The 19148-nt window shown below is 67.4% G+C and carries 18 protein-coding genes; 13 read left to right on the top strand and 5 right to left on the bottom strand.

Annotated features, from left to right (window positions below; translation table 11 throughout):
* Positions 1 to 53: 53 nt before the first annotated feature.
* A complete protein-coding gene (locus tag FA740_RS16145; RefSeq protein WP_136857841.1) occupies positions 54 to 302 on the bottom strand; it encodes a hypothetical protein in 249 nt (82 codons plus the stop codon).
* A gap of 73 nt (positions 303 to 375) precedes the next feature.
* On the opposite strand from FA740_RS16145, the gene FA740_RS16140 reads away from it, so the two are divergent.
* The 6 genes from FA740_RS16140 to FA740_RS16115 all read left to right on the top strand — a co-directional run bounded on the left by FA740_RS16140 (position 376) and on the right by FA740_RS16115 (position 7289).
* On the top strand, positions 376 to 960 hold the full coding sequence (locus tag FA740_RS16140; protein ID WP_136857840.1) for a TetR/AcrR family transcriptional regulator: 585 nt from the start codon (positions 376 to 378) through the stop codon (positions 958 to 960).
* Between the two features lie 40 nt (positions 961 to 1000).
* The gene (gene dnaG, locus FA740_RS16135; RefSeq protein WP_136857839.1) at positions 1001 to 2908 is read left to right on the top strand and encodes a DNA primase; all 1908 of its coding nucleotides are present in this window, start codon (positions 1001 to 1003) and stop codon (positions 2906 to 2908) included.
* Between the two features lie 150 nt (positions 2909 to 3058).
* Positions 3059 to 5032 carry an RNA polymerase sigma factor RpoD gene (rpoD, locus tag FA740_RS16130; protein WP_136857838.1) on the top strand — a complete coding sequence of 658 codons (1974 nt, stop codon included), beginning with the start codon at positions 3059 to 3061 and terminating at the stop codon, positions 5030 to 5032.
* The gene (locus FA740_RS16125) at positions 5022 to 5447 is read left to right on the top strand and encodes a BLUF domain-containing protein (protein WP_169306334.1); all 426 of its coding nucleotides are present in this window, start codon (positions 5022 to 5024) and stop codon (positions 5445 to 5447) included. The genes rpoD and FA740_RS16125 overlap by 11 nt, the downstream gene beginning before the upstream one ends.
* A gap of 58 nt (positions 5448 to 5505) precedes the next feature.
* Positions 5506 to 6867 carry a DNA recombination protein RmuC gene (locus FA740_RS16120; protein ID WP_136857836.1) on the top strand — a complete coding sequence of 454 codons (1362 nt, stop codon included), beginning with the start codon at positions 5506 to 5508 and terminating at the stop codon, positions 6865 to 6867.
* Positions 6864 to 7289 carry a secondary thiamine-phosphate synthase enzyme YjbQ gene (locus tag FA740_RS16115; protein WP_136857835.1) on the top strand — a complete coding sequence of 142 codons (426 nt, stop codon included), beginning with the start codon at positions 6864 to 6866 and terminating at the stop codon, positions 7287 to 7289. Before FA740_RS16120 ends, FA740_RS16115 begins: the two co-directional genes overlap by 4 nt.
* Here the strand turns inward: FA740_RS16115 and FA740_RS16110 are convergent.
* Positions 7280 to 7951: an SDR family oxidoreductase gene (locus tag FA740_RS16110; protein ID WP_136857834.1), complete on the bottom strand. Its 672-nt coding sequence runs from the start codon at positions 7949 to 7951 to the stop codon at positions 7280 to 7282. The genes FA740_RS16115 and FA740_RS16110 overlap by 10 nt on opposite strands.
* A gap of 162 nt (positions 7952 to 8113) precedes the next feature.
* Between FA740_RS16110 and nrdR the strand changes: the two genes are divergently transcribed.
* Both nrdR and ribD read left to right on the top strand, forming a co-directional pair.
* A complete protein-coding gene (nrdR, locus tag FA740_RS16105; protein ID WP_136857833.1) occupies positions 8114 to 8572 on the top strand; it encodes a transcriptional regulator NrdR in 459 nt (152 codons plus the stop codon).
* 29 nt (positions 8573 to 8601) lie between these two features.
* The gene (gene ribD / locus FA740_RS16100; protein WP_136857832.1) at positions 8602 to 9579 is read left to right on the top strand and encodes a bifunctional diaminohydroxyphosphoribosylaminopyrimidine deaminase/5-amino-6-(5-phosphoribosylamino)uracil reductase RibD; all 978 of its coding nucleotides are present in this window, start codon (positions 8602 to 8604) and stop codon (positions 9577 to 9579) included.
* Here the strand turns inward: ribD and FA740_RS16095 are convergent.
* The 3 genes from FA740_RS16095 to FA740_RS16085 form a co-directional block, all read right to left on the bottom strand.
* The gene (locus tag FA740_RS16095) at positions 9576 to 11573 is read right to left on the bottom strand and encodes a capsular polysaccharide biosynthesis protein (RefSeq protein WP_136857831.1); all 1998 of its coding nucleotides are present in this window, start codon (positions 11571 to 11573) and stop codon (positions 9576 to 9578) included. The two genes, ribD and FA740_RS16095, sit on opposite strands and share 4 nt — an antisense overlap.
* Before the next feature lie 7 nt (positions 11574 to 11580).
* Positions 11581 to 12669, bottom strand: a complete 1089-nt coding sequence (locus tag FA740_RS16090; RefSeq protein ID WP_211243729.1) for a polysaccharide biosynthesis/export family protein — start codon at positions 12667 to 12669, stop codon at positions 11581 to 11583.
* 156 nt (positions 12670 to 12825) lie between these two features.
* Positions 12826 to 14085 carry a capsule biosynthesis protein gene (locus FA740_RS16085; protein ID WP_246053682.1) on the bottom strand — a complete coding sequence of 420 codons (1260 nt, stop codon included), beginning with the start codon at positions 14083 to 14085 and terminating at the stop codon, positions 12826 to 12828.
* A 257-nt stretch (positions 14086 to 14342) separates the two neighbouring features.
* Between FA740_RS16085 and FA740_RS16080 the strand changes: the two genes are divergently transcribed.
* From FA740_RS16080 to FA740_RS16060, 5 genes are all read left to right on the top strand, one after another.
* Positions 14343 to 14951 (top strand): riboflavin synthase, encoded by a 609-nt coding sequence (locus FA740_RS16080; RefSeq protein WP_136857829.1) that lies wholly within the window; start codon positions 14343 to 14345, stop codon positions 14949 to 14951.
* Positions 14952 to 14973: 22 nt separating this feature from the next.
* Positions 14974 to 16092 carry a 3,4-dihydroxy-2-butanone-4-phosphate synthase gene (ribB, locus tag FA740_RS16075; protein ID WP_136857828.1) on the top strand — a complete coding sequence of 373 codons (1119 nt, stop codon included), beginning with the start codon at positions 14974 to 14976 and terminating at the stop codon, positions 16090 to 16092.
* Positions 16093 to 16095: 3 nt separating this feature from the next.
* Positions 16096 to 16596 (top strand): 6,7-dimethyl-8-ribityllumazine synthase, encoded by a 501-nt coding sequence (locus FA740_RS16070; RefSeq protein ID WP_136857827.1) that lies wholly within the window; start codon positions 16096 to 16098, stop codon positions 16594 to 16596.
* Positions 16593 to 17075 carry a transcription antitermination factor NusB gene (nusB, locus tag FA740_RS16065; protein ID WP_136857826.1) on the top strand — a complete coding sequence of 161 codons (483 nt, stop codon included), beginning with the start codon at positions 16593 to 16595 and terminating at the stop codon, positions 17073 to 17075. Before FA740_RS16070 ends, nusB begins: the two co-directional genes overlap by 4 nt.
* A gap of 488 nt (positions 17076 to 17563) precedes the next feature.
* The gene (locus FA740_RS16060; RefSeq protein WP_136857825.1) at positions 17564 to 18502 is read left to right on the top strand and encodes a DUF481 domain-containing protein; all 939 of its coding nucleotides are present in this window, start codon (positions 17564 to 17566) and stop codon (positions 18500 to 18502) included.
* Positions 18503 to 19148: the final 646 nt, after the last annotated feature.

The raw sequence follows: 19148 nt of genomic DNA, 5'->3' as shown, positions 1-19148 counted from the left end.
GGCCTTTCGCAAACTGGTCAGAACTTCTTACCAGCGGCGCAGGCCTCTGGCAATCACCGCCCGGCGCGCTCGCGCAGCGCCGGGTCGACCACCGGGCCGCGCAGCGCGTCGGCCCGTGCCCGCAACGCATCGGCCCGCGTGCTGGACGCCGCTCGGACGGGGGCGGGGTCGGCGCGCGCGGCGGTGGCATGGGCGGGCAGGGCCGGTTCCGCCAGGATGCGGTCGGTGGGCAGCAGGGCGGGATAGCCCTGGCCCTCGGCACAGGCCGCCAGCGTCAGGACAAGGATCAGGGCGTGTTTCATCGGTGCAGGTTACGCGCGCCGCCAGGGCGCGGCAACGCCTTCCATCGCGCGGGACGGCGGGCTAGAAGACGCCATGGCCCGCACCACCGGTTCCCGCGCCGAGATCACCGGCCCCCTGATCCGCGACAAGGCCCGCCGCCTGTTCGCGCGACAAGGCTATGCCGCCGTCTCGATGCGCCAGATCGCGGCCGAGGTGGGGGTCCAGGCCGGCACGCTTTATGCCTATATCCCCGACAAGCAGGCCCTGCTGGCCGATCTGCTGGAAAGCCACATGCAGGACCTGCTGGCCGCCTGGTCCGACGATCCGCAGGCCGGGCCGCTGGAGCGGCTGGAGCGGTTCGTGCGCTTTCACATCGCCTTCAGCCTGGACAGCCCGGATGCGGTGTTCCTGTCCTATATGGAGCTGCGCAACCTGACGCCCGAGAATTTCGCCCGCATCGCGGATTTGCGCGGTCGCTACGAATCCGCGCTGGAATCGATCCTGCGCGACGGGGTCGAGGCCCGCGTCATGCGGATCGAGGACCCCAAGCTGACCACGCTGGCGCTGATCGCCATGCTGACCGGGGTCACGAACTGGTATCGCGAGGGCGGCCGTCTGGACCGGACCCGCATCGCGCAGATCTATTGGGGCCTGGCACGGGGGGCGGTCGGCGCGTGACGCCTTGCCGCCCCGCGCGCCATGCCGGATAATCGCCCCCATGTCCCTGCCCCCCGGATTCCTTGACGAGATTCGCAACCGCGTCCCGATCAGCCGGGTGATCGGCAAAAAGGTCGTATGGGATCTGCGCAAGTCGAACCAGGCGCGGGGCGACTGGTGGGCGCCATGCCCGTTCCATCAGGAAAAATCCGCCAGCTTTCACTGCGACGACCAGAAGGGGTATTACTACTGCTTCGGCTGTCAGGCCAAGGGCGACGCCATCGGGTTTCTGCGCGACCATGACGGGATGGAGTTCATCGAGGCGGTCAAGCTGTTGGCCGCTGAGGCTGGCCTGACCATGCCCGAACCCGACCCCCGCGCCCGCGAAAAGACCGACAGGCGCACCAAGCTGCTGGAAGTGACCGAGGCCGCCTGCCGCTGGTTCCGCCTGCAGCTGCAGACCGGCGCCGCCGCGGATGCCCGCGATTACCTGGACCGCCGCGGCCTGGACGCCCCCGCGCTGGAGCGGTTCGAGATCGGCTTTGCCCCCGACCACCGCACCGCCCTGACCGCCGCCCTGCGCGACAAGGGCTTCCCCGAAGAGCAGATCGTCGAGGCTGGCATGTCCGCCCGCCCCGATGGCGGCGGCGCGCCCTATGACCGGTTCCGGGGGCGCATCATTTTTCCGATCCGCGACGGGCAGGGGCGCTGCATCGGCTTCGGCGGGCGGGCGATGGACCCGAATGCGCGGGCGAAATACCTCAACAGCCCCGAGACGCCGCTGTTCGACAAGGGGCGCAACCTCTACAACCTCGGGCCGGCCCGCAGCGCGGTCGCCAAGGGCCAGCGGTTGGTCGTCGCCGAGGGCTACATGGACGTGATCGCCCTGGCCCGCGCCGGGTTCGAGGGCGCCGTGGCCCCCTTGGGCACCGCCATCACCGAGGAGCAGCTGCGCCTGATGTGGCGCGTCTCGCCCGAGCCGGTGATCGCGCTGGACGGCGATGCGGCGGGCCAACGTGCGGCGCAGCGGCTGATCGACCTGGCGCTGCCGCTGATCGGGCCGGGACAGGCGCTGCGCTTCGTGATCCTGCCTGCGGGGCAGGACCCGGACGACCTGATCAAGGCCTCGGGGCCGGGCGCGATGGGCGCGCTTCTGGATCAGGCGCGGCCGATGCTGGACCTGCTTTGGGCGCGCGAGATCCAGGGCCAGGTCTTCGACAGCCCGGAACGCAAGGCCGCCCTCGACCGCCGCCTGGCCGAGGCCGTGGCGCGCATCCCCGACGAACGCACCCGCGCGCTCTATGCCGAGGAGATCCGCCGCAAGCAGTGGGACCTCTTCGGCGGCGGTCGCAAGACGACGCCGCGGGCTGGCGCGGCCGGGCGCAGCCAGGCCCGGCGCCAAGGGGCCTCGATGGCCCCGCGGGCGCCGGTTCCTCCGATCTCGCTCAACGTGCCGGACCAGGGCGAGGGCCTGCTGGAGGGGGCCGCACTGCTGATCTGCGCGCTGCGCCCCTCAATCACGGCGCAGCTGGAGGGCCGGTTGGAACGCCTGATGCCGCGCGACCCGGACCGGGCGGCGCTGCTGCATGACCTACTGACCCGCACCGACAGCCCGGCCGGGCGGCGCGGCCTTGAAACGCTGCGACGCAACGCCCATCTGGGCCTGACGCCCGCCATCATCGAACGGAAGGATGACGACAGTGCCGCGGTGATGCTGCTGGACCTCCTGGACAAGCTGGAGGTGGCGCGCGCCACGAGCCACGAACTGCCCCGCGCCGAATCCGAGATCCAGGGCGAGGCCGATGAGGGCCTGACCTGGCGGATCAGCCAGATCACCCGCGCCCGTCACCGCGCCGAGCACCCCGAGATGGAGAGTTCGGGCGACATGAACGAGGATCGCGACGCCCTGTCGGCGCAGCTGTCGGATTGGCTGTCAGGCCAGATCTGGCGCAAGCCGCCGCGCAGATGACCTGCGAATCGCATCCCTTGGGGGTTGCGAATCATCAGCGCGCACGGCCTTTGATTCGGTCGGGAAGCGCGTTAGAAAAGACCCAATTTCGCGTCGATTCGCCCGCACAGCCGAATCGCCGCCCACGATCTCGCCGAGAAGGAGCCCTGGATGGCCGCCAAGGACGATGACCACGACAAGACCGACAAGGACGACAATGCCCATACGCTGGACATGAGCCAGGCGGCGGTCAAGAAGATGATCGCCGAGGCACGCGAGCGTGGCTACATCACCTACGACCAGCTGAACGCGGTCCTGCCGCCGGAACAGGTCAGCAGCGAGCAGATCGAGGACGTGATGTCGATGCTGTCCGAAATGGGCATCAACGTCATCGAGGACGACGAGGCCGCCGAGGAGGCCGAGGGCGGTGCTATCGTCACCACCGGTACCGGGTCGCGTGATCTGGCCGTCTCGACCACCGAAACCGAAAAGCTGGACCGCACCGACGACCCGGTGCGCATGTACCTGCGCGAGATGGGCAGCGTCGAGCTGCTGTCGCGCGAGGGCGAGATCGCCATCGCCAAGCGGATCGAGGCCGGCCGCAACACGATGATCGCGGGGCTGTGCGAAAGCCCGCTGACCTTCAAGGCCATCACGCTGTGGCGTGAGGAACTGCTGGACGAAGAAATCCTGCTGCGCGACGTGATCGACCTGGAGACGACGTTCGGCCAGGCCATGGACGGCGAGGAGGCCGAGGAGGTCGAGTTGACCGTCGAGGGCGAGGCCGGCACCACGGCCCCCAAGCGCGAGGAATTCGACGCCGACGGCAACCCGCTGCGCGTCGAGGAGGATGACGAGGAGGACGAGGGCGCGAACCTGTCCCTGGCCGCCATGGAGGCCAGCCTCAAGCCCAAGGTCCTGGAGACGCTGGAGGCCATCGCCCATCACTACGAGGGGCTGGCCGACATGCAGGACCAGCGCATGTCCGCGACCCTGAACGAGGATAACAGTTTCTCGGCCAGCGCCGAGACCGATTATCAGACCCTGCGCTCGGAGATCGTGGTTCTGGTGAACTCGCTGCACCTGAACAGCGGCCGGATCGAGGCGCTGGTCGACCAGCTCTACGGCATCAACCGCCGCATCGTCACCATCGACAGCGGCATGGTCAAGCTGGCCGACGCGGCCCGCATCAACCGCCGCGAGTTCATCGACGCCTATCGCGGCTCGGAGTTGGACCCGACCTGGGTCGACCGCATGTCGGCGCAGGCCGGTCGCGGCTGGCAGGCGCTGTTCGACCGCTCGCGCGATGCGGTCGAAAAGCTGCGCGGCGACATGGCCGAGGTCGGCCAGTATGTCGGCGTCGACATCGAGGAATTCCGCCGGATCGTCTCTCAGGTCCAGCGCGGCGAGAAAGAGGCCCGCCAGGCGAAGAAGGAGATGGTCGAGGCCAACCTGCGCCTGGTGATCTCGATTGCGAAAAAATACACGAACCGTGGCCTGCAATTCCTTGATCTTATTCAGGAAGGCAATATCGGCCTGATGAAGGCCGTGGACAAGTTCGAATACCGCCGCGGCTACAAGTTCTCGACCTATGCGACCTGGTGGATCAGGCAGGCGATCACTCGGTCGATCGCCGATCAGGCCCGCACGATCCGCATCCCGGTCCACATGATCGAGACGATCAACAAGCTGGTCCGCACCGGCCGCCAGATGCTGCACGAGATCGGACGCGAGCCGACCCCCGAGGAACTGGCCGAAAAGCTTCAGATGCCGCTGGAGAAGGTCCGCAAGGTGATGAAGATCGCCAAGGAACCGATCTCCCTCGAAACCCCGATCGGGGACGAGGAGGACAGCCAGCTTGGCGATTTCATCGAGGACAAGAATGCCGTCCTGCCGCTGGACAGCGCCATCCAGGAGAACCTCAAGGAAACCACGACCCGCGTCCTGGCCAGCCTGACCCCGCGGGAGGAGCGCGTGCTGCGCATGCGCTTTGGCATCGGCATGAACACCGACCACACTCTGGAGGAGGTCGGCCAGCAGTTCAGCGTGACCCGCGAACGCATCCGCCAGATCGAGGCCAAGGCCCTGCGCAAGCTGAAGCATCCGTCGCGCAGCAGAAAGCTGCGATCGTTCCTTGACCAGTGATCTGGCTGATATCGAGGGCCTGGCCTATTACCTCTACCGGAGCGCGGCGCGCCCCGGTCTGAACGCTGAGGACCTGCAACTGATCCTGTCCAGCGCCCGGCGGCGCAACCAGTCCTTGGGGCTGACGGGCTGTCTGCACCATGAAGATGGGCTGTTTTTTCAATGGCTTGAGGGGCCTGCGGATGGCTTGCGCGAGGTCGTGGCACTGCTGGAGGCCGATGAGCGGCATCAGGATCTGCTGGTGCTGGATCAGGGCGCGTTGCAGCACCGGCGGTTTCAGGACTGGCGGATGCGGTTCTCGGACCGCGACCGGGCCTCGCTGATGGACTGGTTCGCGGGGTCGGATAGCTCGACCGTGCATCGTGGCGATTATGTCGGCGGCGTCGTGGCCTTCATGATGTCGGTGACCGTCTAGCTTGCCTTTCCGGGACGAAGGGTGAACACTGCCCCGAAAGAATTGGGGAAACAACGCGATGCCGGTTGAGGATGCACTGACATGGCTGCCTGCACTCGGCGCGCTGGTGCTGCTGGTCCTGTGGCTGCGTGCCCGGCATCAGGGCCAGCTGGCCCAGACCCGTCTACAGGAATCGGTGCTCCACGAGGCGCAGACATCGGCCTTGGCGAATGCCCGCGAGGCGCGCCTGTCCGACCTCACCGAAGAGCGTGACGCCCTGACCGATGCGCTGCACGCGGCGCGCCGCGAGGCCGCCCAGTTGGAGACGCGGCTGGCCGAGGCCCGCCTGCGCGCCGAGAAGGATGCCGAGGCCAGCGCCCGCGAGATCGCCACGCTGCGCGAGCTGCGCACCGAAATGACCCAGCATTTCAAGTTATTGTCGGCGGAAACCTTGAGGGCGCAGCAGGACGACCTGCAGCGGCTGCAGAACGATCAGCTGTCGGCGCTGCTGACGCCGTTTCGCGATCAGGTCGGCCGGTTTCAGACCGAATTGCAGGCCCGCAACAAGGTGCTGGACGAGGAATCCGCCCGCCTGCGCGAACAGATCCTGTCGCTGCACAACCGCAGCGAACAGATCGGCCGCGAGGCGGTGAACCTGACCCGCGCCCTCAAAGGCGACAAGCAGCAGCAGGGTGCCTGGGGCGAGATGGTGCTGGAGCGCATCCTGGAGGATTCGGGCCTGATGGCGGGCACGCATTACGACATGCAGTCCAGCTGGCGCGATGAGGATGGCAAGCTGTGGCGCCCCGACGTGGTGGTCAAGATGCCGCGCGGCAAGGTCATGGTGATCGACAGCAAGGTGTCGCTGAACGATTACGAGGCCTCGGTGACGCTGGACGATCCGGCCGCCGCGGCGGCGGCCTTGCGCCGTCACGTCGCGGCCATCCGCGCGCACATCACCACGCTGTCGGGCAAGGGCTATCAGCGGATGGACGACAATTCAGTGGATTACGTGCTGATGTTCATCCCGATCGAGGGGGCGTTCTCGGACGCGCTGCGGGCCGATCCGGGGCTGGCAGCCTTTGCGATGGAGCGGCGGGTGGGCCTGACCACGCCCACCACGCTGATGCTGACCCTGCGCACGGTCGACCACATTTGGGCCGTCGAACGCCGCGAGAGCAACGCGCTGGAGATCGCGCGCCGGGCTGGGCAGCTGTATGACAAGGTCGCGGGGTTCGTCGAGGCGATGGACGGCGTGGGTCGCGCGCTGGATCAGGCGAACCGCGCCCATGGGCAGGCCATGGACCGCCTGACGCGCGGCTCCGGCAACGTGATCCGCCAGGTCGAGATGCTGCGAACGCTTGGCGCGCGAGCCAGCAAGCAGATCGAGCTGGATCACGACCGTGACGACGCGCTGCTGGGACCGGAGGCCGCCGAATGATGCACGTTCTGACCGTCGCGACTCATGGCCCCGCCTGCCACGAGATCACCCGCGATCTGGCCACTTGGCTGGCGGGCATCGGCGCGGCGCAGGGGGTTCTGACGCTGATGATCCGCCATACCTCGGCCTCGCTGCTGATCCAGGAGAATGCCGACCCCGAGGTGCAGACCGACCTGCTTGCTTGGCTGGAGCGTTTGGCCCAGCCTGCCGATCACCCCTCGATGGGCTGGATCACGCATCGCTATGAGGGGCCGGACGACATGCCCGCGCATCTCAAGGCGGCCGTGTTGCCCACCACGCTGCAGATCCCGGTGGACCGGGGGCGGATGATGCTGGGCCGCTGGCAGGGGGTCTATCTGGTCGAACATCGCCACGCCCCTCATGACCGCCAGGTCGTGGCGATGTTCGCGCCTCAGGCCTGAGGCATCAGATAGACTTCGCGGATGGCGGCGCGTTCGGGGGCGGTGATCATGTGCAGGACGGCGGCGGCGACGTCCTGCGGCTGCAGCTTGTCCGGGGCGCCATCGTCGAAAAATGCCGTGTCGACCATGCCGGGCGCCACCACGCCGCAGCGGCCGCCCCATTCGCGCATCTCCTCGGCCAGATTGCCGGCATAGCCATGCACGAACCACTTGGTCGCGCCATAGATCGACCCCGGAATATGCCGACGCCCGGCGGCAGACCCGGTCAGGACCAGCGTGCCGCGCGTTTTGCGCAGATGCGGCAGCAGGGCGCGGGCCGTCAGCACCACGCCGGTGACGTTCAGATCGATCATGCCGCGGATGTCATCCAGATCCCCGGCCTCGGTGCCGGGCTTGGACAGGCCGCGACCGGCATTGGCGAAAGCCGCGTCGATGCCCCCGAACCGTTCGGCGCAGCGGTCTGCTGCTGCGGTCAGTGCGTCCATGTCGGTGGCGTCGCCCGTCACGACCAGCGCCCGGTCGCCCAGATCGGCGGCCAGCGCCTGCAGGCGGTCGGCGGAGCGCGCGAACAGAGCGACGTTCCAGCCCGCATCGACAGCGGCGCGGGCGGTCGCCTCTCCGATGCCGGAGGAGGCGCCGGTGATGAACAGGGTCTGGGTCATGGGAGCCTCAATCGGTTGAATCCTGCGGATAATCTGCGGGCCAACGCGGCTTTCGGGCCACAGGTTCCGGTGGGCCTATCTTGTGGGTTGTGGATAACGCTACCCAATCCCTGCCAAGCTGCCTATAGTCCCGGTGGATCGCCCCAGCATAGGGACAACGGAATGCGCTGCCCGTTTTGCGGAAATGTCGATACCCAGGTCAAGGACTCGCGTCCGGCCGAGGACAACGTGGCGATCCGCCGCCGCCGCTTCTGCCCGTCCTGCAGCGGTCGGTTTACCACCTATGAGCGCGTGCAGCTGCGCGACCTGGTGGTGGTCAAGACCAACGGCAAGCGCGAGGATTTCGACCGCGACAAGATGGCCCGGTCGATCCGCATCGCCATGCAGAAGCGCCCCGTCGAGCCCGAGCGCATCGAGCAGATGATCAGCGGCATCGTCCGCCGCCTGGAAAGCACCGGAGAGACGGACATACCCTCCAAGGCGATCGGAGAGATCGTGATGGAGGCGCTGTCGCGCATCGACAATGTCGGCTATGTGCGTTTCGCCAGCGTTTACAAGAACTTTCAGGACGCGGACGATTTCGACAAGTTCGTCTCCGAACTGCGCCCCCCTGCCGGTTGACCCCTGATCCGACAGAAGACGCGCGGCACATGGGTCATGCCCTGCGCCTGGCGCGGCGCGGTCTGGGCAATGTCTGGCCGAACCCTGCGGTGGGCTGTGTGCTGGTGCGCGACGGCCGCATTGTCGGGCGTGGCTGGACCCAGCCCGGCGGGCGCCCGCATGCCGAACGGATGGCGCTGGACTCGGCGGGGTCGCTGGCCGCCGGGGCGACCGCCTATGTCACGCTGGAGCCCTGCGCCCATCACGGCCGCACGCCGCCCTGCGCGGCGGGGTTGGTTGGCGCGGGCGTGGCGCGGGTGGTGACGGCGCTGACCGATCCGGACCCGCGCGTGGCCGGGCGGGGGCACCGCATGCTGCGCGACGCGGGCATCCCGCTGACCGAGGGCGTGCTGGCCGATCAGGCCGCCGAATTGCAGGCGGGGTTCCTGCTGCGCATCACCCAGGGCCGCCCCTTTGTCACGCTGAAGCTGGCCAGCAGCCTGGACGGGCGCATCGCCATGGCCAGCGGGGAAAGCCGCTGGATCACCGGCCCCGAGGCCCGTGCCCATGTCCATGCCCTGCGCGCCCAGCACGACGCGATCATGGTGGGTGGAGCGACCGCGCGCACAGATCTGCCGCAGCTGAATGTGCGCGGCATCGCCACGCCCCAGCAGCCGGTGCGCATCGTCGTATCGGCGCAGGCGCTGCCGCCGCTGGCGCCGCAGGATGACGATCACGGTCCGCTGTGGCGGGTCGAGGGCAGCCCGGCGCAGATCCTGTCGGATCTGGGCGGGCGCGGCATCACGCGGGTCTTTTGCGAGGGGGGCGGGCGTCTGGCGGCCAGCCTGCTGGGCGCGGGACTGGTCGATCAGCTGGTCGGCTATACCGCCGGGCTGGCGCTTGGGGCCGAGGCGCGGCCCTTTCTGGGCGCGACCGGCTGGACGCGGCTGGCGCAGGCGCCGCGCTTTGCCTTGGCCGAGACGCGGCAGATCGGGCCGGACCTGTTCCACCGCTGGCGCCGCGTCTAGCGCCGCCAGATCCAGGCGTGACCGGCCAGCGCGCCCTGGGCCTTGGCCAGCAGGCGCAGGGCGGGGGGATGGTGGGTCCGGCCTCTGGCCAGCCGCTCCAGCGCCAGTTCGACCGGGCAGGGCAGGCCGGTGACCGGGTCGCGATAGCGCGGATAGGCGATCAGGCAGGCATGGGCCAGCGCCGCCAGATCGGGCCGCGCCTGCCGCCGCGCGGGGATCGGCCCCAGATCACGCGTCAGCCCCCACCCCGCATAGAAGGGGGCGCCCAGCACGGTGACCGGTTTGCCGCGCAGCAGCGCCTCGAACCCCAGGGTCGAGGTGATGGTCCAGACCGCGTCCACGGCCTCGATCAGGGTCACCGGGTCTGCGTCCCGGGCGATATGGTCGGCCAGCGTGGCCACGGTATCTTCGTCGATCGCGCCGGGGCGCAGGCCGGCCTCCACATCCGGGTGGGGCTTGTAGATCAGGCAGGCGTCGGGGTTCTCAGTCCGCACCCTCTGCAGCAGGGCCAGGTTCGTCCGCTCGGCCCCCGCGCCCTTCAGGATCGAGGCGTCGTTCTCGACCTGTCCGGGCACCAGGATGCAGGGCCGTCCGTCGCGCGGCGGCAGGTCGGACGCGCCGCCCAGATTGTACTTCGTCAGCCGCGCCGCGACCAGCGCGGTGATCAGCCGCTGCGCCCGATCCCGTCCGCAGGGCGGCGGCCCCAAGGAGATCAGCGATTCCAGACGCGATGGCGCAGTCGGGTCGAAATAGATGCCCAGATCGTCGGCCACGATCGACAAAGGCGGGGTCAACGCCGCCCCCAGCCCGCGCGACCGCAGGAAGCCGTCCTCGACCCGCGTGGCCTGCGGAACGGCGGCGGCGGACCCGGCCCAGGCCAGCGTCACCTCGGGGCCGGGATCAGGGGCAAAGCGCAAGGGCTGCGCATCGCCGAATTCCCGCGCCAGAAATCGGCGTTTCCACAGGCGCATGCCATAGGCCAGATGGCCGTGGCGGTCCTGCCGATAGGTCCGCGTCTCGGCCTCGATCTGGTCCAGCGCGCCCTCGAAATCGGTCAGGCGGTCGCGGCAGGGGTCGTACCAGACGGGGCCGTCCAGATGGCTGGCCGCGAACAGCGCCTCGCGGGTGGAGGGGCTGCGGCGGGGGATCGGCGCCTCGTCGTCGCTGAGCCCCCAGCCCGCATAGAAGGGCTGTCCGAACAGGCGTGGCCTGTGCCCGGCCAGCAGCGCCTCATAGCCCAGCTGGGAACTGACCGCATAGACCGCATCCGCCCCCTGGACCAACCGCCAGGGAGAGACCGGGCCATCGCAGAGCTGATCCCCCGGGCGCAGATCACTGGCGTCCAGATGACCGGGACGCAGGCCCGCGGCGGTTTCGGGATGGCTGCGGATCACGATGCGGCTGCCCGGGTGTTCGTCGCGCGCGGCCTCCAGCATGGTCAGGAACCGCGTCCGGTCCGCCCCGCGCAGCGAGGCGTCGCCCCGCGTCTGGTCGATCACCAGGACATAGCCCGGCACCGGCAGCGGGGCCGCCGGATCGTGCATGTTGTATTTCGACAGATCGGCGGTGCGCAGCCGGGCCAGCGCACGCACGGCGCGATCCTGCTGGGCGCGGGGCAGGGGCTGGCTGATCAGCCGTTCCAGCCGCGAGGGGGCGGTGGGGTCGAAATGCAGCCCGTCGGGGTCGATCAGCAGCCCGATGGGGCCGCGCGCCGCCAGCCGTCCGGGCGCGCGTCCCGGCAGGACCGAGCGCAGGAACGCATCCTCGACGGTGATAACCGGGCAGCCGCGCCGCGCGGCGATGGCGCGGCCCCGCCAGGCGGTCGGGCTGTTGCCCCAGATGCCGACCGCGTCGCCGTGGCGGGGCAGGGACAGGACCGGACGGTGCCCGGCCAGCGTCAGGATGCGGCGGATGCGCGGTCCGGTCAGGAACCCCAGGTTGAAAATGCAAAGCCGCCGGGATGTCCCGGCGGCTGCGATGTCATCGGGCTTCATCGGCAGGTCAGTTGCCGATATTGGACAGGCTGTCGGCGGTCGCGGCGCTGCCGGTCACGGCCGACAGGGTCTTTTGCCACTGCACATAGGGCGCCTCGGTCACATAGACGGTGTCGCCGTCGCGAATGACAAAGTCGCGCGCCAGGAACAGACCGTTCGGGCGCGTCAGATCCAGCACATAGGCAAAGCGCTGCGAACCGCGGACCGGCTTGCCCAGAACGCGGCTGGCCACTGATTCCGGCTCGTCGCGCAGCACGAAGACGCCCGTGGGGTCGGCAAGCTGGCTGCTGAGGCCGCCGACCATGGCAATGGCCTCGGCCGCGTTGATCACCTCGTTGCCCAAGGGCACGCGGGTCTGGCCGCCAAGCGCGCCAAGCGCGGTGAAGGTGCGCTGATCCTCCTCGACCACGATCAGATCGCCGGGGCGCAGGGCGATGTCGTTCGTGGGGCTGCCATAGAGATCGGTCAGCCAGACGCGGCCGCTGTCATTGCCGCGCTTGACGGTGACGACGGCGACTTCGGGTTCGATGGCGACGCCGCCGGCGCGGGCCAGCATGGCCGACAGGGTGCGCGTGGGACGTTCGATCGGATAGACGCCCTGGGCGCCGACGCGACCCACCACCGACACGGTCGCACCGTTGCCGGCGACGCGCTGGACGGTGACCTGCGGGTCGGGGGTCTGGACGGCCAGTTCGCGGGTGATGATCTGGCGCAGCTGGTCGGGGGTGTTACCCGCCGCCCGCACGCGACCCGCATAGGGCACGAAGATGAAGCCGTCGCTATCCACCTGGATCTCGGTCAGGGTGGTCGAGCTGGCGCCGAGCGAGGTCAACAGGCCGTCATCGACGTTCTCCCAGATCGACAGGCCAAGCGTGTCGCCGGCCCGGATCTCGTCCGCGCCGACCTGGCCCGCGCTGCGGAAGCTGTTCGAGAACCCGTAGGCGGGGGCAAAGGCGGATGCCCGCGTCACGTGGTCGTTGACATAGATGACCTGGGTATTGCCGCCGCGTTCCACGGCGCCCTCGAAGATCTCGCTTTTGGTGGGGCCGGAACGGGGCAGCGCGCAGGCGGCCAGCAGGCTCAATGATGCAATCATCAGCACCCTAAGGGGGGCTGCTGATCGGAAAAACACTGTCACCTCGGATGCTCCTGTTATGTAGTTCCGGCCTTACGCGCCGGTTTTGGTGCACCTTAACGCCGTCGGACGGGACAGGCCATAACATCTTGTTCAATCCTGCGGCTGCGTGGCCTTTCAGCCATGCCGGTCGGATAGCTGCTGGCGGGGCAGGATGCGTCCCGATGCCAGCGCCTCGTAGGGATCGTTGGATGACAGTAGCATGTCGGCCACTAGCCGCAGGGTATGGGCGCGCGACCGGCCGGCATAGAAGCCGCCGGGAATCTGGCTGGTCTGCAGCAGATAGTCGCGAAAGGTGCGATAGGCCTGCGGGTCGGGCGCGTCTGGCGCGGCCAGGAAATCGTCCAGCGTCTGCTCCGACACCAGGCCGGGTTTTTCATAGACCGCGCGGCCAAGCGTCTTGACCGGGATGCCGCGCCACAGCGCCTGCTGCGCACCGGTGGAGTTCACCGTGACCACCGCGCGGGCATCGGACAGGATCTCGGCCAGCTTGCCGCCGCGGATATAGTGGACGCGGTCCGAGACGCCGTGTTCGGCCGCGGCGTCGCGGATGGCGGCGCGGTTGCCGGCGCGGCCATCCTCCAGCGGGTGGGCCTTGAAGATCAGGTGGTGATGGCGCGGGGCGGAGCGGGCGAACCCCTCGACCACGGTGCGGATGAACTGGGCGTTCCGGGTGAAGGGTGAATGGCCCAGAAAGTTCGAATCATGCTCCAGCTGCATCAGGACCAGATTATAGGGCCAGCCCGACAGCCGCAGCCGGCGCCATTGCAGCGCGCGCGCCAGGTTGTAGATCGGCGCCAGCACCAGGCGGCGCAGGTTCAGCCGGAATTCCTGCGCGACGCTGATCGCACGGTGCCCGGTATAGGCCCGATAGCGGCGGTTCGCGACCAGGATCAAAAAATGATAGAAGGCGCCATAGAACTTGTGCTGGCGCATGTCGCCCCAATGGGCGGGGGGGCGGCGGACCTCGCTGATCTGCTCGCGCAGGGCGGCGCGCATCTGGGCCAGCGGAATGCGCATCAGGACTGAATTGCCGTTCGACCCCTGGCGTTCGTAGCTGATCCAGTAGGGGCGCAGATACCCCTCCTCGAATACATGGACACGCAGGCCGCGTTCGGCGGCCAAGGCCCGGGCCGAGGCGTGGATGGGGCGGACGTCACCGTAAAGCACGATATCGGTCACGCCCTTGCCATCCAGGATCGTGGCCAGATGCGCGGGCCAGTCGGCCATGCCCCCTTCGTGGCGTAGATAGCTGCTAGGATCGGACCAGAAGAACTCGTCCCCCGCGTTGAAGCCGCAGCGCCAGACGGTCGCCCCCGCCACACGCAGCAGCCGCGCCAGCCGGTCGAAAAACGGGCCATGTGGGCCCTGCAACATGAGAAATATTCGGTCATTCCCGGACAGCGCATCGCGCTCGAGTCTAGCGTTGATGATCCGTGGGAGGCCGACTGGATGAAACATTACTTAAGAGTCGCGCAAAATGGTTAAAATATCATTTAGGCGCTAAATGATTGCGCACGATATTGTGTCCCGCGGCAGTTGTCACTGCCGAATGCATAGGGGATGTCGGTGTTGGCGCTTGAACGCTCAAAGATGATGGCCTAGGTCCGGACTGTCAGCAGGAGGAAACCCGGATGTTCACCGGCATCATCACGGATATTGGCGTCGTCCGCGCGGTCGAGATGCGCGGCGACATGCGCGCCCGCATCGGCTGCGCCTATGACATGGCGGGCGTCGATCTGGGCGCATCCATCGCCTGCGACGGGGTTTGCCTGACGGTCGTCGCCAAGGGTCCGGACTGGTTCGACGTGGATATCTCGGCCGAGACGCTGTCCAAGACCAGCATCGGCGCCGAGGGCTGGTCCGTGGGCCAGCGCCTGAACCTGGAACGCGCGCTGCGCGTGGGCGACGAGCTGGGCGGCCATATCGTCAGCGGTCATGTCGATGGCGTGGCCCGCATCACCGACGCCGCGCGCGAGGGCGACAGCCTGCGCCTGACCTTCGAGGCGCCCGCCGATCTGGCGCGCTTTATCGCCCAAAAGGGGTCGGTCACGCTGAACGGCACGTCGCTGACCGTGAACGAGGTGGCGGGCAACAGCTTTGGCATCAACCTGATCCCGCATACCCAACAGGTGACCACCTGGGGCGATGCGGCGGTGGGCGATGCCGTGAACCTGGAAATCGACACGCTGGCCCGCTATGTCGCGCGGCTGGCAGAGGCCGGACAACCGACGGGCGCGTGACGCCCCCTTCAAGGACGACCCCATGCAATTCGAAGAACCCGGCCCCGTCGAACGCGACCTGTCCGCCGCGATCTCTCCGATCGAGGACATCATCAACGAGGCCCGCAACGGCCGGATGTTCATCCTGGTCGACCATGAGGACCGCGAGAACGAGGGCGATCTGTGCATCCCCGCGCAGATGGCCACACCCGACGCGATCAACTTCATGGCGACGCATGGGCGCGGGCTGATCTGTCTGACGCTGACCGCGGACCGGATCGAGACCCTGGGCCTGACCCTGATGAGCCCCAAGAACTCCAGCCGCCACGAGACCGCCTTCACCATGTCGATCGAGGCCCGCGAGGGCGTCACCACAGGCATCAGCGCCCATGACCGCGCGCGCACCATCAGCGTGGCGATCGACCCGACCAAGGGCGCGCCCGACATCGCGACGCCGGGCCACATCTTTCCGCTGCGCGCCCGCGACGGCGGCGTGCTGGTGCGCGCGGGCCATACCGAGGCCGCGGTCGACATTTCGCGGCTGGCCGGGCTGAACGCGTCGGGCGTGATCTGCGAGATCATGAACGATGACGGCAGCATGGCACGCCTGCCCGACCTGGTCGATTTCGCGCAGCGCCACGGGCTGAAGATCGGCACGATCAGCGACCTGATCCGCTATCGCCGCCGCCATGACAACCTGATCGCGGAACGCGCGCAGCGTCCGGTCCAGTCGCTGCATGGCGGCGACTGGATGATGCGGGTTTTTGCCGACGAGACGCAGGGCACCGAGCATATCGTGCTGACCAAGGGCGATCTGACCACTGACGCGCCGGTTCTGGTGCGGATGCACGCGCTGGACCCGCTGCATGACGTCCTGGGCGTGGGCCGCGAGGGAGCGGGCAGCCTGCCTGCCGCCATGCAGGCCATCGCCGAGGAGGGGCGCGGCGTCGTCGTGCTGATCCGCGATCTGTCGCATGCCATCGCCGAGGCCGACGAGGTCGGGCCGCACACGCTGCGCCAATACGGGCTGGGGGCGCAGATCCTGTCGGCCCTGGGCCTGTCCGATCTGATCCTGCTGACCAATTCCGCGCCCGTGAAGGTGGTGGGTCTTGACGCCTACGGGCTTTCGATCCATTCCACCCGGCCTATTCCCAAGGACTGAGAGATGGCCTCGAACACGCAACATCACGAATTGGCGCTGCCGCGTCTGGACGGACCGGTGCGCCTGCTGGCGGTCGTGGCTCCGTACTACAAGGATATCACCGACGGTCTGCTGCAAGGCGTGCGCGCCACCGCCGATGCGGCGGGCGCCAGCCTGGAGGTGATCGAGGTGCCCGGCGCGCTGGAGATTCCGACCGCGGTGGGTCTGGCCCATCGCAGCGGCCAGTATGACGGCTTTGTCGCCCTCGGCTGCGTGATCCGGGGAGAGACGACCCATTACGACACGGTCTGCAATGACAGCTCGCGCGCGCTGACCCTTCTGGGGCTGCAGGGCGTCTGCCTGGGCAACGGCATCCTGACCGTTGAGACTCTGGCGCAGGCTCAGGTCCGGGCCGATCCGGCGGGACAGAACAAGGGCGGCGGCGCGGCCGCCGCGGCGTTGCATCTGGTGGCGCTGGCGCGTCGCTGGCCGCGCACGGAACAGACACAGGGGCAGGGCGCATGACCGATCACGACGAGGCCAAGCGCCCCGACCGCCGCACATTGAGTGCCGCCGCGCGCATGTATGCCGTGCAGGCGCTGTTCCAGATGGAGGCCGCCGGCCAATCCGCCGACCGTGTCACGCGTGAGTTCCAGACCTTCCGCATCGACGCCGATGACCGCGACGGTCCCACCGCCGAAGCGGACGAGGCGCTGTTCACGCGCATCGTCGACGACGTCGTCATGTGGCAGTCCAAGATCGACCAGGCCACCGACCGGGGACTGGTGGCGAAATGGCCCATCGACCGTATCGATCCGGTCCTGCGCGCGGTGTTCCGGGCCGCCGGGGCGGAGCTGGTCGCCGAACGTGCGCCCGCGAAGGTCGTCATCAGCGAGTATGTCCGCCTGACCCAGGCCTTCTTTCCGGACGGTCGCGAGGCGCGGTTCGTCAATGCCGTGCTGGATCATATGGCCCGGGATTTCAGGCCCGACTCGCTGGACTGATCCCGACCCGATCCATGCTGAACGCAAGGCCCCGACCCACCGGTCGGGGCCTTTTTGCGGGGCGTGTGCCAGCTGGCCCGACAAAGGCTGTGTCGTGCAGACGTGATGACCGTGGCATCTGTGCAACATTTCAACTAACGCGACAGCCACAAATAGTTGCCCAATATTTGGGCTGTCACGCGCTTGTTTCACTGGACCATTCTGTATGCCAGCGGCACTGTCGCAGTCCAAAGCGCGAAAAACCCCTGTCGTGGCGTCGGTTGCAGCATGCGCGGAATGGTTGCATCAACAAACATTACAGTGCCGGCTCGGCGGGGTTTCGCCGGAATCCGTCAAGGAGTCTGTTCCTCACGTTTTCGCGACCGTTTGAAGAAATGCCACGCTCTTTGAACCGGGAGGGGGTGTCGCTAATTGATAACCCAGCAGAGATGCTCCGGTGCCCAGGACGGGCCCGGGACAACCCTACTCAGCTCGTGAGGACGATTGAAATGAAAAAAGTTACGCTGCTGACCAGCACCGCCGCGATCCTGGCCGCCCTGTCGGTTCCCGCTTTCGCGCAGTCCGAAATCTCGACCGGCGCCGATGCCACCGGCATCTCGCGGATCGACGACCGCATCACCGACATCGAAGATTCGGTGACTGACAGCTTTGACCGCGACAACGATGCCGACCGCTTTGGTCCGGCCGACCGCCGTCAGGGCCTGTTCGGCACCATGTCGCTGAGCTACACCGGCCGCACCGGCAACACCGAGAACCAGGATCTGGCAATCGGCGGCCGCGTGAACTTCAACCAGGGTCAGTTCGCCCAGAGCGTTGGCCTGTCGATCGAGTTCGGCGAGGACGACAACGGCAACAAGGACCAGGAAGAAATCAACGCGATCTATGACGCGCAGTATTACTTCAACGACCAGTTCTATGCCTTCGCTCTGGGTCGTGTGACGCAGAACGGCCTGGTCGACGGCGTGCGCAACAACGAAGCGCAGTCGGACGAGGACTTTGCCGCAGAATTCGACAACCTGCGCACGGATGCCTTCCTGGGCTTTGGTCCTGGTTACCGCATCCTGAACACCCAGGACACCACCTGGCGCGTGCAGGCCGGTGTCGGCGTCCGCTACACCAAGTCGGGCGCACAGGAACTGGGCTTCAACTTGGATGGCACCCCGGTCGGCAGCTCGTCGGACACGGATGTCGGCTACATCGCGTCGTCGCGTCTGTACCACCGCTTCAACGAGAACGTGTTCATCACCAACGACACGGACTACCTGGGTTCGAGCGACTCGCCGGACGTCATCACCAACGAGTTCGGTGTGAACTTCCGCGTCTCCGAGCAGCTGGCGACCCGTGTGAGCTACACGACCGCCTACCAGGAAGAGCGTGAGATCCGCACGAACAACACCCTCGGTGTGGCCGTGGTCTACGGCTTCTGATCCTCTGACGGATCGGATTGGTGGAAAGGGCGGCCCTCGGGTCGCCCTTTTTGCTGTGCAGGGTGGTTCAGCCTGCGACGGGGCAGGGGGGCACAGCCGTGGCTGAGCAGTGGCACCAGCGAAGGGGGATGGGGTGGCGGGAACCGCAGCAACCGCGACGGCAACAGATTTCCCGAAAGCCTGATATATCAGGTGGGCACCGGGTAACGTGACCAGGGTCACGACAGAGCCAGCGCCCTCGGAAAACTTATAGGCCAGTGGAAATTTGGCCGTTCGCGAGAGGAGCAGAAGCCCGCCACCGACAAATCTAGGATGCGCGGGTTTACGATTCAAGCAGCAACCGAAAAGTCTTCGGCTGGGACCTTCGTTTGGCCTCTCCGAGTCGCGGTCGTGGCGCTGCGATTCGGCTGCATCGAAGTTGAGAAGCCAAAAATCTATGATTAGAATCGTTCAACATCAGTTAGTTAATCGAAAAGTTAACTTGGCGCGTCATTTTCTTATTGCGCCCCATTCTTCTTGGGCCTAAACACCGCTTCACCGAAGGCGGGAACGCTGGAGGGGCCGGGAAGGCGGTGCTGAGAGGCGCGGTTGGACCGGGAGACATTCTGGGGATTTGGTGACGGTTGTGGCGTCGAGTTGACGTCGT

The organism is Paracoccus hibiscisoli, from assembly GCF_005048265.1.
Lineage (GTDB): Bacteria > Pseudomonadota > Alphaproteobacteria > Rhodobacterales > Rhodobacteraceae > Paracoccus > Paracoccus hibiscisoli.
This window is presented reverse-complemented; position numbering and strand designations above follow the sequence as displayed.